General features: G+C 67.4%; 15 protein-coding genes and 1 tRNA gene. 5 read left to right on the top strand and 11 right to left on the bottom strand.

What is annotated here, in order from left to right; genetic code table 11:
* Positions 1-27 precede the first annotated feature (27 nt).
* Positions 28-732: a TetR/AcrR family transcriptional regulator gene (locus ACZ3HL_RS09090; RefSeq protein ID WP_465529832.1), complete on the top strand. Its 705-nt coding sequence runs from the start codon at positions 28-30 to the stop codon at positions 730-732.
* Between the two features lie 35 nt (positions 733-767).
* Positions 768-1,973, top strand: a complete 1,206-nt coding sequence (locus ACZ3HL_RS09085) for a cytochrome P450 (protein ID WP_465529830.1) — start codon at positions 768-770, stop codon at positions 1,971-1,973.
* On the opposite strand, the gene ACZ3HL_RS09080 is transcribed toward ACZ3HL_RS09085, so the two are convergent.
* Both ACZ3HL_RS09080 and ACZ3HL_RS09075 read right to left on the bottom strand, forming a co-directional pair.
* A complete protein-coding gene (locus ACZ3HL_RS09080; protein ID WP_465411065.1) occupies positions 1,970-2,611 on the bottom strand; it encodes a histidine phosphatase family protein in 642 nt (213 codons plus the stop codon). The two genes, ACZ3HL_RS09085 and ACZ3HL_RS09080, sit on opposite strands and share 4 nt — an antisense overlap.
* Before the next feature lie 97 nt (positions 2,612-2,708).
* Positions 2,709-3,506 (bottom strand): TIGR03084 family metal-binding protein, encoded by a 798-nt coding sequence (locus tag ACZ3HL_RS09075; RefSeq protein ID WP_465411064.1) that lies wholly within the window; start codon positions 3,504-3,506, stop codon positions 2,709-2,711.
* A gap of 129 nt (positions 3,507-3,635) precedes the next feature.
* On the opposite strand from ACZ3HL_RS09075, the gene ACZ3HL_RS09070 reads away from it, so the two are divergent.
* Positions 3,636-4,082 carry a heavy metal-responsive transcriptional regulator gene (locus ACZ3HL_RS09070; protein WP_465529828.1) on the top strand — a complete coding sequence of 149 codons (447 nt, stop codon included), beginning with the start codon at positions 3,636-3,638 and terminating at the stop codon, positions 4,080-4,082.
* A gap of 109 nt (positions 4,083-4,191) precedes the next feature.
* On the opposite strand, the gene ACZ3HL_RS09065 is transcribed toward ACZ3HL_RS09070, so the two are convergent.
* Both ACZ3HL_RS09065 and ACZ3HL_RS09060 read right to left on the bottom strand, forming a co-directional pair.
* Positions 4,192-5,319, bottom strand: coding sequence for an acyl-CoA dehydrogenase family protein (locus ACZ3HL_RS09065; protein ID WP_465529826.1), 1,128 nt, complete (start codon positions 5,317-5,319; stop codon positions 4,192-4,194).
* 77 nt (positions 5,320-5,396) lie between these two features.
* Positions 5,397-5,948 carry a DUF4190 domain-containing protein gene (locus ACZ3HL_RS09060; protein WP_465411224.1) on the bottom strand — a complete coding sequence of 184 codons (552 nt, stop codon included), beginning with the start codon at positions 5,946-5,948 and terminating at the stop codon, positions 5,397-5,399.
* A gap of 223 nt (positions 5,949-6,171) precedes the next feature.
* On the opposite strand from ACZ3HL_RS09060, the gene ACZ3HL_RS09055 reads away from it, so the two are divergent.
* Positions 6,172-7,362 (top strand): sensor histidine kinase, encoded by a 1,191-nt coding sequence (locus ACZ3HL_RS09055; protein ID WP_465529824.1) that lies wholly within the window; start codon positions 6,172-6,174, stop codon positions 7,360-7,362.
* Between the two features lie 30 nt (positions 7,363-7,392).
* A complete protein-coding gene (locus tag ACZ3HL_RS09050) occupies positions 7,393-8,040 on the top strand; it encodes a response regulator transcription factor (protein WP_465411223.1) in 648 nt (215 codons plus the stop codon).
* Here ACZ3HL_RS09050 and ACZ3HL_RS09045 read toward each other — a convergent pair.
* From ACZ3HL_RS09045 to ACZ3HL_RS09015, 7 genes are all read right to left on the bottom strand, one after another.
* Positions 8,013-8,597, bottom strand: a complete 585-nt coding sequence (locus tag ACZ3HL_RS09045) for a DUF7010 family protein (RefSeq protein WP_465529822.1) — start codon at positions 8,595-8,597, stop codon at positions 8,013-8,015. The genes ACZ3HL_RS09050 and ACZ3HL_RS09045 overlap by 28 nt on opposite strands.
* Positions 8,594-9,433, bottom strand: coding sequence for an alpha/beta fold hydrolase (locus ACZ3HL_RS09040; protein WP_465411059.1), 840 nt, complete (start codon positions 9,431-9,433; stop codon positions 8,594-8,596). The genes ACZ3HL_RS09045 and ACZ3HL_RS09040 overlap by 4 nt, the downstream gene beginning before the upstream one ends.
* A gap of 12 nt (positions 9,434-9,445) precedes the next feature.
* Entirely contained in the window at positions 9,446-9,730 is a 285-nt protein-coding gene (locus ACZ3HL_RS09035) for a response regulator transcription factor (protein ID WP_465529820.1), read from the bottom strand.
* A gap of 314 nt (positions 9,731-10,044) precedes the next feature.
* Entirely contained in the window at positions 10,045-10,581 is a 537-nt protein-coding gene (locus tag ACZ3HL_RS09030; protein ID WP_465529818.1) for a hypothetical protein, read from the bottom strand.
* A 266-nt stretch (positions 10,582-10,847) separates the two neighbouring features.
* A tRNA-Leu gene (locus tag ACZ3HL_RS09025) sits at positions 10,848-10,921 on the bottom strand.
* A gap of 23 nt (positions 10,922-10,944) precedes the next feature.
* The gene (locus tag ACZ3HL_RS09020) at positions 10,945-11,436 is read right to left on the bottom strand and encodes an SLATT domain-containing protein (protein WP_465529816.1); all 492 of its coding nucleotides are present in this window, start codon (positions 11,434-11,436) and stop codon (positions 10,945-10,947) included.
* A 77-nt stretch (positions 11,437-11,513) separates the two neighbouring features.
* Positions 11,514-12,842, bottom strand: coding sequence for an NAD(P)/FAD-dependent oxidoreductase (locus tag ACZ3HL_RS09015; protein WP_005155795.1), 1,329 nt, complete (start codon positions 12,840-12,842; stop codon positions 11,514-11,516).
* Positions 12,843-12,875: the final 33 nt, after the last annotated feature.

Below are 12,875 nucleotides of genomic sequence, written 5' to 3'. Positions count from 1 at the left end.
CACAAAGTCAGAGATCTGGGAGCGCACGTGGCAGAACGTCCGGACCGCACCGCCGGCCGCGCCGATCGCATCCTCGACGCGGCCGGCGTCCTGCTGACGCGGCTGGGCTATCGCAAGGTGACCATCGAGGACATCGCGAGTCAGGCCGGCATCGGGAAAGGCACGATCTACCTGCACTGGCCCACCAAGGAAACCCTCTTCCACGCGTTGCTCCTGCGTGAGTCCCTCCGGGCCGCCGAGAATCTCCTTGCCCGGCTGGACGAAGATCCGGCGGAAGTCGTCCCGCATCGGTTCCAGCGGGCGGCTTTCCTCCATACCCAGCAGAACCCGTTGCTCGGAGCGCTCATCACCGGCAACACCGAACTGCTGGGCCGGTTGAAGAAACATCCTTTGCAGGATCAGGACGCGGCCGTGACCGAGCGGTACCTGAAGACGATGACGGACCGGGGCCTGCTGCGTGACGACATCCCGAACCTGCTCTTTTCCCTCCGCGCCTCGGCGGCGGGGTTCTACCTGATGGACAGCTTCACCACCGACGGCGCCGACCTCGGACCCGAAGAAAAGGCCGATGCTCTCGCGCACGTCATCCGGACGGCGTTCGAGCCGCCGGAGCCGCCGTCCCCGGCGAACGTGGCCGCCACCGCGGCCGAAGTGATCCAGGCGTTCCAGGATCTGATCGCGTCCTATCGGGCCTGGATCTACCGGAAGGACGGCCCCGAGGAGCCCGCTTGATCCGGGCTCTCCACCACTGAAGAAGGGGGCAAGCCATGACCACTATCGCCGAAAACTGGAACGTCCACGAAGGACAGTTCTGGCTCAGGGGCGAATTCCCGGCCGACCCGGTCCGTTTCGACTCCGAGACGGGCATGTGGAACGTCTACGGCCACGCCGAGGCACTGAAGACCCTGAGCGACCCCAAGGTGTTCTCCTCCGACACCGCCCGGCTGATCCCTGAGGAGCTCTCACCGGACAAAGACCTGTTCGTCGAGGGCAACCTGCTCCAGATGGACCCGCCGGACCACAAGAAACTGCGCACGCTGGTGAGCCACGCCTTCACCCCGAAGGTCGTCGCGGATCTCGAGCCGCGGATCGCCTCGCTGACGAACGAACTCCTCGACGCCGTCGACGGCGCGGACTCGATGGAACTGGTGACCCATCTGGCCTACCCGCTGCCGGTGATCGTCATCGCCGAACTGCTCGGCATCCCGGCGAGCGATCGCGACGTGTTCAAGGAATGGGTCGACACGTTGCTGCGGAACAGCCAGCAGCGGTCGCTGATCAAGCAGACCGAGGAGGACAAGAAAGCCGCCGCGGAAACGGCCGCACAGGTGAAGAACCTGGTGAACTACCTCGCCGAGCATGTCGACGACCGGCGGAAGAACCCGCGCGAGGACCTGCTGACCAAACTCGTCGAAGCCGAGGTCGACGGCGCGAAACTCACGCAGAACGAGGTCGTCAACTTCGCGAACGTGCTGCTGCTCGCCGGGCACATCACCACCACGATGCTGCTCGGGAACACGGTGCTGTGCCTGGATTCGCACCCGGACGAGTACCGGCGCGTCCGCGAGGACCGGGCACTGCTGCCCGCCGCCATCGAGGAATCGCTGCGTTTCCTCAGCCCGTTCGCACTCGTCGCCCGCGCCACGACGACCGAGGTCGAACTGGGCGGCCGGACGATCCCGCCGGACAGCATGCTCGGTATCTGGGTCGCGGCGGCGAACCGGGATCCGCGTGCCTTCGCGGACCCCGGCACCTTCGACCCGGCGAGGGCGCACAACCCTCACCTGGCCTTCGGACGCGGGATCCATTTCTGCATCGGCGCACCGCTCGCCAGGCTGGAAGGCAAGACGGCGCTCAACGTCCTGCTGGAACGCTTCCCGGATCTGCGCACCGATCCGGCAGCTCCGCCATCGTTCATCCCGAGCCCGCACATGACCGGGGTGGACAAGCTCCAGCTGCTGCTGAAGCCCTAGCGGTCCGCGTACCGGGAGGCGAGCGGGACAACCACTCGCGGAGCTCGCTTCCCGGGTGTGTACCGCAGTTCGGTGACGTTGCCGTTCGGCACGAGGTAGGTGTCGGCGAACGTGCGGAATCCGCGCATGGCCTCGCTGTCCGGCGTGGTGATCCCGGTCAGCAATGACCACATGACCGCGCGGATGAAGAGCCCGTGCGTGAAGACCGCGATCGGCCCGGGTTCGCGTTCTCCCAGCCGCGCCAGGAATTCCTGGGTCCGGGTGAAGAGCGCCGCGAAGGATTCCGCACCGTTCACCGCGTGGTGCGGATCGGCACGGGACCAGTAGGCCTCCGTGTACGGCTTACGGGTCGCGGTGGTGGTGACCTGTCCATGGAGTTCGCCGAGGAAGGTGAACTCCTGGACAGGCCACTCCTCACGCTCCGCGCCGGGGAACCGCTCGATCGTCGGCTCGGCGGTCTGCCGCGCCCGCAGGAACGGCGACGTCACGATCAACCGAGGCGGTTCGGCCAGCGATTCCGCGATTTCGAGGGCTTGCCGTCTGCCGAGTTCGGTCAGCGCCGAAGTCCCCGGCTCCCCGCCGGGAAGTCCCGCGTTGGACTCGCTTTCCCCATGCCTGATCAGCCACACTCGTGTCACGATCGCCTCCTAGACCCCGCGTGCGTCGACGATCGCACCGAGTGCGAGTTGATCGCGACTTCCAGGATGCCCCATCACCGCGGAAATGACGGGACTCTCAACGGCCGAACTGCCCCGGCGAGCGACCTTCGCCCGCCGGACCGCGGTACGCCTGCGCGATGTCCAGCCACTGGTCCGCCAGCGCGCCCTCGGCGCGGACGTCGAGATCGTCGCGGTGACGGCGCCGCGTGACCAGGAGGCAGAAGTCCTCGGCGCTCCCGGTGATCCGCTCGGGCGAGTCCTCCGGGCCGAACGTCCAGGACTGCCCGGACGGCGAGGTGATCTCGAACCGGAACTCCTGCTCCGGCGGGGTCAGGCCGCGCGCCTCGTAGCCGAAGTCCCGCACCCGGACGGCGAAGCCGACGAGGTACGCGAGCCGGTCCGTCCGCTCCGGCCGCACACCCAGCGCGTCCGCGACGTCCTGGCCGTGCGCGAACAGTTCCATCATCCCGGCGCAGGCGAGGATGGCCGGCGGCAGCGGGTTGACCAGCCACGGGACGACCTGGTCCGCCGGGACCGCGGCGAGCGCCTTGATACCGGCGTCGCGTTCGGCGCGCCAGCGGCTCAGCAGGACCTCGTTGGGGTCACCGAGGTAGTCGTCGAGGGCCGCGTTGACGGCGGCGTCGAACCCGCGCGCCATCGAAGACTTCGCGAGTTCGGCGAAGGCCCTCGGCTCGGCCGCGGACAATCCGGCGATCTTGAAGATGAACGCGAGATGCGCGATCTGGTGTTTGACCGACCAGCCCGTCGCGGGCGTCGGAAGATCCCATCCCGCGTCGTCGAGGCCGGCCACCAGGGCGTCGACCTGTTCACCCTCCGTGGTGAGATCCCTGATCACGTTCCGGAAGTCAGTCACCGTGCCGTCCTCTCGCCGTTTCCACCCTCTCGAATGATGCGGACGCGACCGGCCGTCGTCTTCTCTTCGTGAGCCCCCTCGGATTTCGGACTTGATTCTGGAGCCGGGTCCAGGTTCTACCCTCGTCTCATGCGAACCGAAGCGGCGAAGGCGCTGACGGCGTTGACCATGTCCGAGGTGACCTCACGCGCCGGAGTGCGGCCGGACACCGTGCGTTACTACGAGCGCATCGGCCTCCTGCCCACGCCCGCGCGGACGACCGGTGCCCACCGGCGCTACGACGAAGGCGTCATCGAGAGGCTGCGGTTCATCCGCGGCACCCAGCGGCTCGGGCTGACGCTGACCGAGATCGGTGACCTGCTGAGCGTGCGCGACACCGGCGTGTGCCCATGCGAACCTGCCGAAACCATGCTGGAACGCCATCTCGCCGAAATCGAAGCGGAGATGGCGCGGCTCGGCGAGCTGCGCGCCGAACTCACTTCCATGCTGTCCGGGATGTCCGGCGAGGCCTGCGCCGATCCGGTTCCCGGTGCCTGGTGCCCGCCCGGCTGCGACCCCGAGGGAGGAGGTGGATGATCATGCGGAACGACGACTGGTGCGATTGCGACTGCTGCGGCAGCGGCTGCTGCTGACCCGCTTCGGCGGGACCGGCCGGGCTTGACGTCACCCGGCCGGCCATCCGAGGTCAGTCCCGCGCCAGGAGCACGGTTTTCCCGATCCGGTCTTTGCAGACTTCGGCCGAGTAGGCCATCAGGCCGCCGGCCTGCGCGTCCCGGAACAACCGCTGGATCGGCGACGTGCGAAGGAAGCCCGAACCACCGCCCGCCTTCAGCGCCAGCTGGGCGACCTCGCGGGCGATGTCGTTCGCGAGCACCTTCGCCGTCATGGTCGCGGGCATGAATTCCGGCGAATTCCGATCCGCCAGCCATGCCATGTTCCGGCAGTACATGCGTGCGGCTTCGAGCCTGGCGTGGACGTCCGCGGCTTCGAAGTGGAGCCATTGCATTTCGGCGAGCGGCTGCCCGGTCGCGGGGATGACGCGGCTTCGGGCGTGCGAGACCAGAGCCTCCTCCGCCGCGTCGGCGATCCCCAGCGACAGGAACGCGAGGCCTGCCGCGATGTGGTTCGGGCGCGGCTCGGCAGAAGGCGGACACCTGCGGTCCTCCCGCAGGAGGGTCCCTTCGAAGGAGACGAGCTGGCTTCGGCTGGCGCGCAGGCCCATCGTGTCCCAGATGGGCACGAAGGTCATCGTGTCGTCCGGCGAGACGCCGAAGAAGGTGGGCACGCCGCCGACGAGCGCGTTGACCAGGAAGTGGTCGGCGGCCTCGCAGCCGGAAACGAACCGTTTGGCGCCGGTGAGCCGGTATCCGCCGTCGGCGGGCTCGGCGATCTGCTGCGGCATCAGGAACATGTTTCCGCTGCTCGGTTCCGAAAGCGCGTTGGCGAACCGCTTCCCACCGATGAGTTCTTCGGCGTAAAAGCGGCCCACGCCGGGAGCGGACAACTGCGCCAGCCCGACCGCGGCACCGATGTGCATCACCCAGACGCACGCGGTGGAGGAACAAGCGGCACTGAGAATACGGACGATCTCGCCGTAGCTCCGATAGCTCAGGTCCTCGCCGCCGAGCTCCGCGGGCAACGTCGCCCTGTCGAGTCCGGTCGCGTGCAATGCGCGAAGGTTGGCGATGGGCAGCTCGGCCGTGTCGTCGAATTCGGCGGCACTCGCGGAGAAGTCCCTTGCCAGTTCGGTGACTGTTTCGATCCAGTGACGTTCATGGGCGGGCGGGTCGAACGGATGGACGGGCTCGGTCATGACCGCATCATGCCGGAATCGCGAAGGCCTCCTCGCCACCCCGAGAATGGCGAAGGAGGCCTTTCACGGTCCGGCCGTCACACTCCGGTGCAGGCGGCCATGGCGAATTCGCCCGAAGCGGTCTTGGTCGAAACGACCGCGCCGTCGACGGTGATCTTGCAGGTGACGGATCCACCGGTCTCGCCAGTGGTCACGGTGAGCGTCCCGCCCTTGTAGACGCCCTTGTTCTCGACTTCCTTGTTCCACGGCAGCGCCGGAACGGTCTCGGTGGCAGGGTTCAGGACCTCGCCGTAGATGACCTCGACGTTCGTGGCGTCACCGGTGACTTCGTAGGAAACCTTCGCAGTGCGGTTGATTTCGTTGTTGACCTCGTTGACCGCCGCGTTGAACACGAAGATCCACACCACGCACACCACGAGCCCGAGCGCGGACAGGGCGATACCGGTGATGGAGAGCCCCTTGTTGGAGGCCTTCCCGTTCTTGACGCGGATCAGCCCGATGATCGAGAAGATCAGGCCGAGGATCACCAGCGGCCAAGCGATGACGCCGACGAACGGGATCGGGGAGAAGACCAGCCCCACCAGGCCGAGGACGAAGCCCGTGACGCCGATGCCGTTGCGGGGCGGCATCGGGCTGGCGGGGGCTTGCGGGGCCGGCGTGTAGGGGGTTTGCTGGGTCACGGGGGATTTCCTTTCCAACGGGATGAACGAGGCGGCATACAACCAGTGATCGCGAGGCGGCCGCGTCGTCCTCGGCGCGTGAACCCGTTACGACGAAAGTCGTAATTCGCGCGCCGCGAAGGATCGGTTCCGCTGATGCGGGCGGACTGGCCTGCTTGCGTACGCTCAGCGCATGGCAAGGCGTGTGCTCGGTGTGGTGCTCACCGTCGTGGCGGTCGCGGCGTGCGTGATCAGCAGCATTTTCGTCTTCAGCGCCCAGGGCTACCTTCCGGCGACGAAAACGTTCGAACCGACGTGGTGGTCCACGCTCGGCTTCTTCACCGGGATCGCGGCGGCGGTCATGCTCTGCTGGCGGCACAAATGGCCGGAACTCGTCCTCGGCATCGCCTTGGTTCCGCCGCTTTGCTTCCGCTCCGACGCGCTGGCCGCGTTGGTCGCCCTCGCCGCTTTGGCCGCGCACCGCCGCGACCGTTTCCTGTGGACCGGGTCCGTACTGGTCTACATCGCGACGGCGTGGGCGTTGTTCGGCGACGCCAACCGCCATCCCGATGTGACCGTCGCCGGGCAGATCGTCGGCAAGCAGTTGTCCGCGGTGCAGGTGATGGGGACGCTGACGGTCGCCGTCGTGCTGACGGCCGTACCGCTCACCGTCGGGGTCGTCCGCGGGATGCAGGGCACGATCGCGATCCGTGAGGCCAAGGAAGCGGAGCTCCGCGCCGAAATGACCCGCCGCGCGGAACGCACCCGGATCGCACGCGAGATGCACGACGTCCTCGGGCACCGGCTTTCCCTGCTGTCGCTGCAGGCCGGCGCGCTCGAGGTCAGCAAGGGGCCAGCGACGACGGAAGCCGCGAAGACCGTCCGCACGACGGCCCGTCAATCGCTCGAAGATCTGCGGCAGGTCATCGGTGTCCTGCGCGATGGCCAGGGTTTCGGTGAGAACGGCGAGCACGGATCCCATCCGGAGCCGCCGCAGCCGACGCTGGCGGACATTCCCGAGCTGGTCGCCAACGCGCGACGGGCAGGCTTGGGCGTCAACGTGACGATCCTGCTCGACGACGCGGGCGGCGCGCCGGCGCTGCTCGGCACCACCGCGTACCGGATCGTCCAGGAGTCGCTGACCAACATCCTGAAGCACGCGCCGGGCGCGCCTGCCGAAGTTTCGGTTCGCGGAGGCCCCGGGAACGGGCTCACCGTCGAGGTCGTCAATCCGCTGCCCGCGGCGGGCAAGCCGCCCGGTGCCGGCGCGGGGCTGACCGGGATCGGCGAACGGGTCACGCTGATCGGCGGGAACGCCAGCGCCGGCCCCACCGAGGAGGGCACATTCGCCGTCCGGGCTTGGCTACCGTGGGGACACCACTAACCTGTCCGGGTGAACCAGCGCCCACTGCGAGTGCTGCTCGTCGACGACGACCCGCTCGTACGAACCGGTTTGTCGATGATCCTGTCCAGCACGGGCGACATCCAGGTCGTCGCGGAGGCGGGTGACGGGGACGAAGCCGTGCCGAAGGTGACCATGCACGCGCCCGACGTCGTGCTGATGGACATCCGGATGCGGCGGATGAACGGCCTCACCGCGACCGCCGCCGTCACCGCGCTGCCCAATCCGCCGAAGGTCCTCGTGCTGACCACCTACGACCTCGACGAATACGTCTTCGACGCGCTCGGCGCGGGCGCGAGCGGGTTCCTGCTGAAAGAGGGTTCGCCGCAGGAGATCATCGACGCGGTGCGGGTGGTCGCGGCGGGCGAGGCGATGCTTTCGCCGCGGACGACACGGAAACTCATCGGGCACTTCGTCGCGGCCAGGACGAGCCCTCGCCGTCATCGGGCGCGAACCGGGCTGAACACCCTGACCGAACGCGAGCGGGAGATCGTCACCGCCGTCGCGCAGGGCGGGACCAACGCCGAAATCGGCGCGGCCCTGCACCTGAGCGAAGCGACGGTGAAGACCCACATCACCCGGATCTTCGCGAAACTCGACGCGACCAACCGGGTCCAGCTGACGATCTTCGCCTACGAAGCCGGGCTCGTCGCTCCCTGAACGTCCGTCGCGAGCAACCCGGCGGCGACGGTTCCCCAGAGGACCACGGCGCCTCCGAAACCCGGCACGAGCTGCCAGGCCGCCGCCCAGCCCGCGATCGCGAGTACGGCGGCCAGCACGGCGAGGCCGCACAACGCGGCACTGAGCACCAGGAAACGCCGCGAGCCGAACAACTTCGCGAACGGCAGGAAATGCAGGCCGACCACGAAGAGCACCCACGCGGGCACGGCTTCGGGAACTTCGAAGACTGCCGAGAGCACCCGCGCTCCGGCGAAGATCCCCACCAGCATGAGCAGCACGGCGATCCCATAGCGTTTGCCGAACGGGCTTTCCTCCCGGCCTTCGCCCGCGGGCAGCCCCGCACCCCCGCGGGCGATCGAGACGAGCCAGCCTGCCAGGCCCAGCACCGCGGCGACACCCACGACGACCAGCGGCGTCGATCCGCCGGAAACGGAGGAGGCGCCTAAGAACCACCATCCGGCACCGAATCCCACGCCGATCGCGGAACTGATCAGCAAGGTGATCAGATGCCCTTTGGTGAACCGTCCGTCCGTCATCCCGCGAGGCCGGCGAGGACGGCGGCCGCCTCCTGCGGGTGGATGAGGAACCGGACATGGCTGCTCGCGAGCGACCGCACGTCGGTCGGGTTGTCCGGGGTGAGCGCGTCCGCCTCCTTGATGAACCGGTCCTGCAGCGCGAGCGGCATCGACCGGTCCTCGGTGAGCCTGATGTAGGTGCGCGGGATCCGGCCCCAGGTGGCGGCGTCGGCGAGTTCGGTTCCGGCGTCGAGGCTCTCGTCCGGTTCGAGAGTGTTGAGGTACGCGAAGAACTCCTGCTCGGTGCCGTCTTCGAGCATGGCGTTCTTCAACGCGGCCAGCAGCGTGGGATCGCCCGTGCGCCAGTTCATCCGGAGCGCGCCGAGCTCGGCGGGATTCGCGACGACGACCCCGCCGACGTCATTGAGCGCACTGCTCGCGTACTCGGGTCCCTGCATGTACTCGCCGACGGTCGCGTCGACGCAGCACCACGCCGAGATGTAGACGATCCGGTCGATGAGTTCGGGGACCGCGTTGCCGACGCCGGTGAGCGCGAGCCCGCCGCGGCTGTGCCCCACCAGGACGACTGGACCGTGCTCGGCGACCTTGCGCACGACGTCCACCACCTGCTCGACGGCCTCGGCCAGCGTGGCACCCGCCTGGTTCGACGGCGTCGTGGCCAGCGCTTCGAGGTCTTGCGGCGCCTGGTAAGCGGCGTGGAAACCGGCGGCGAAGCCGTGTCCGGGGAGGTCGACGGCCAGGGTGCGGTGGCCGAGCAGTGCGAGCTCGCGTTGCAGCGGGCCCCAGGTGAAGGAGGCGCTGCTGGAACCGTGCACGAAAACATAAGTCGGAGTCACGTTCGTATCCTGTCATCCCGGCTTCGCCCGGGTCACGGCTCGCCGCGATGAGCACCTGGCCCGCACGGGTTCCAGCTTCCCGCGGATCTTGCGGACATGGACGTCCACGGTCCGCCCGTTGCCGCCGGTCAGGCCCCAGACCTGTTCCATCAGCGTGACACGGTCCGGATTCCGGCCGAGGAACAGCAGGAGGTCGAACTCGAGCCTGGTGGACTCCAGCTCACACCACCCGGACCGAATGCCGGACGACGGCGTCGAACAGGTAGCCCTGCGGCGTGACCTCCGGCTGGGAGACACCGGCGATGTCCGTGGCCCGCGACCACGGCGTACGGGTACCGAGAATGCCGGAGCGCCAAGGGATCTCTCAGTGTCGCCAGCCTCGATCGGCCGCGCAGCGCATACCTGCCGCCTGTCCCTCCGCCGGATAGTCCGGCCCGAGCAGCCGGTAGTACCGCGTGTTCCACGGCGACACCCAGTGGTGTGTCCGGGACTTCGATACGTCCCAGCCATTTGATCGACGAGATCCCGGCCCACGACGACTCCGAGGCGACTCGCCGAGTTCACAGGGCCCGGTGTGGCGGCCCGGCCACACAACACGTCGGTGCGCCGCTTCAGGCCACCATGTAGATGGTGCCACCGCAGTCCCTGAGCCCACCACTGCCGTCAGCCTGGCATACCCGCATGCGTAGCTTGCGGCCGTCCTTGAACGCCAAACCGTACTCGTTCACATCATTGGCTCCTTCGTCTTTTCCGCTGTCGTAGTTCTTGTACTCTCGCCACTTACCGTCGTAGCAGATATCGAAATCCACGACGACGCGGCGCCCATTCGAGTGGGTATCGACTACACGGAGGGTTTCGCCGCGCTCCGCGAAGTCCGCATGTCCGTCGGGTAACCAGCCTACCGGCGACTGCATCCCGGACTTTGTGTATCCGCGCCACTTCTTGCCATTGAACCTGTCAGGGTCTGATACGAAGCAGTCAGCTTTCACGGACACGTCACCGGCGGAAGCCACCGCCGAGGTGGCGCCCTGAAGCGACAGGCCCATACTCATCAACAGTCCGACGACGATCGCCAGAATTGATCGCGAACTAATGCGCACGACAAATCCGCCCCTTCTCAAGAACAATCCCACGCCTGCTGTCAGCATCAGCAACCGTCCCCCGGCGCGGACAGTGGAACAACATGTTTTCCTCCAGGCGCAAACCCCGTGGAGGTTCGCCGATTACATCGGCGCGGTCCCTCACCCAGGGTCATGGCCCGATGGCCGTCCTGCGCGAGACCGTTCTTCTTGCCGAACATCAGGCCGCCCAGACACCCAAACGGTGCTCAAGGTCGACAGCGCCGCGGAGCGATCCTGGCGGCCGCGGAGAGCAGCAGCTCACGAGCGCCTGAGCGCTGCGTGGATGCCGTACGTGCCCCGGACGGGGATCGAACCCGCACTGTGTCGATTTTAAGTCGACTGCCTCTGCCAGTTGGGCTACCGGGGCACAGACAGCCTAGGCGATGCCCGTCAGTTCCCGGCTTCAGTACGCCGATATTCGAGCCAACGGAGGCCGAGCTCGTTCCAGACGGCCTGGTACTCCTCGAACTTCTCGTTGATCAACCGGGGATCGATCCGGTCGGGCGGGGTCGACGCGATGTAGAAGCTGAGCTCGTCGCGCAGCCGATAGAGCCGGAACTGCACCTCTTCCATCAGGACCCACAGGGAACGCCAGGCGAAAAAGGGCTCGAGCGCACCGACGACGGTCGTCACGGCCACGAGGGCGAACGCCACACCTGTCCAGCCGTCGAGGTTCTGCAAGCCGAGGATGATCGTGGACGTCGCGGACAGCACGAGCAGGAAGACCCTGATGGACACGGCGCGCCAGCGGAAGCGCTTCTTCCGGGAGCGGGCGTGCGCGTTGTCGCGCTCGATCCGCTCCAAGATGTGCTTCGCCAGTTCGGCCGGAGTCAGGCCTGTGGCGAGCGGAACGGCGGGTACGGACTTCCGGAATGCCTGCACCGGCACACCTTAAACGCCGTGAAGGCCTCCTTCCCTACGCTCAAGGTAGGGAAGGAGGCCTTCACGGCATTACGAGCTCAGGACTTCGACAGTCGGTCGAACTCCTCGCGCGGGTTGTTGATCTGGCCGAGCGAGATGACCTCACGCCGGAACAGGCCACCGAGCATCCAGTCGAACAGGATGCGGATCTTGCGGTTCCACGTCGGCATCGCCTTGAGGTGGTACGCGCGGTGGAAGAGCCAAGCCGGGAAGCCCTTGATCTTCAGGTTCAGCGCGTCGGCGACACCCTTGTGCAGGCCGAGGCTGGCCACCGCACCCAGGTTCTTGTGGTAGTAGTCCTTCGGCTTGCCGCCGCGGATCACCTTGATGATGTTCTTCGACAGCAGTCGCGCCTGGCGAACGGCGTGCTGCGCGTTCGGCGGGCAGGTCGCGGTCGGGTCCTGCTCGGTGCGCGAGAGGTCCGGCACGGCGGCGTTGTCACCGGCGGTCCAGACGTCGGGGTGCCCGACGACCTGCATCGCGGCGGTGGCCTCGACGCGGCCGCGCTTGTCGAGCGGCAGGTCCGAGCTGGCGAGCACCGGGTTCGCCTTCACGCCGGCGGTCCAGATGATCGTGTCGGTGTCGAATTCGGTGCCGTCCGAGAGCACGACGTGGCCGTTCTCGAACGACTTCGCCGCTGTCGACAAATAGACTTCGATGCCGCGCTTTTCGAGCTGCTCGACGGTGTACACACCGAGCGTCTCGCGCACCTCGGGAAGGATCCGGCCTGCCGCCTCGACGAGCACCCAGCGGATGTCCTCGACCTTGAGGTTCGGGTAGTAGTTCTCCACCGCGAACCGGGTCATGTCCTCGAGTTCGGCGAGCGCCTCGATACCGGCGAACCCGCCGCCGACGACGGTGAACGTCAGCAGGCGCTTGCGCTGCTCGGGATCGAGCGTGCTGGCGGCCTCGTCCAGCTTCGTCATGACGTGGTTGCGCAGGTAGATCGCCTCGCCGATGGTCTTGAAGGCGATGCCTTCCTCGACCAGGCCCGGGATCGGCAGGATGCGCGCGACGGCGCCGAGAGCGACCACGAGGACGTCGTAGTTCAGCTGCTCGACGTGCCCGTCGGCGGCCTCGACCGTCACGGCCTTGCGCTCGTGCTCGATCTTCGTCACGCGCGCGGTGAGCACGTGGCAGCGCTTGAGCACGCGCCTCAGCGGCACGACCACGTGCCGCGGTTCGATCGCACCGGCCGCCGCCTCGGGCAGGAAGGGGGCATAGGTCATGTGCGGCTGCGGATCAACGACCGTCACGGACGCTTCGTTGGCCCGGAGCATCTTCTGGAGCCCGTACGCCGTGTAGAGCCCGACGTACCCACCACCAAGGACGAGGATCCGTGTCGGTTCCGACTTAACACCAGCCATATTCCTATAGTCGCACCCATCTGCTGAGATCGC

Source organism: Amycolatopsis sp. NPDC000009 (assembly GCF_055563465.1).
The sequence above is the reverse complement of the archived record's forward strand: the minus strand, read 5'-3'. Positions and strand labels throughout refer to the sequence as shown.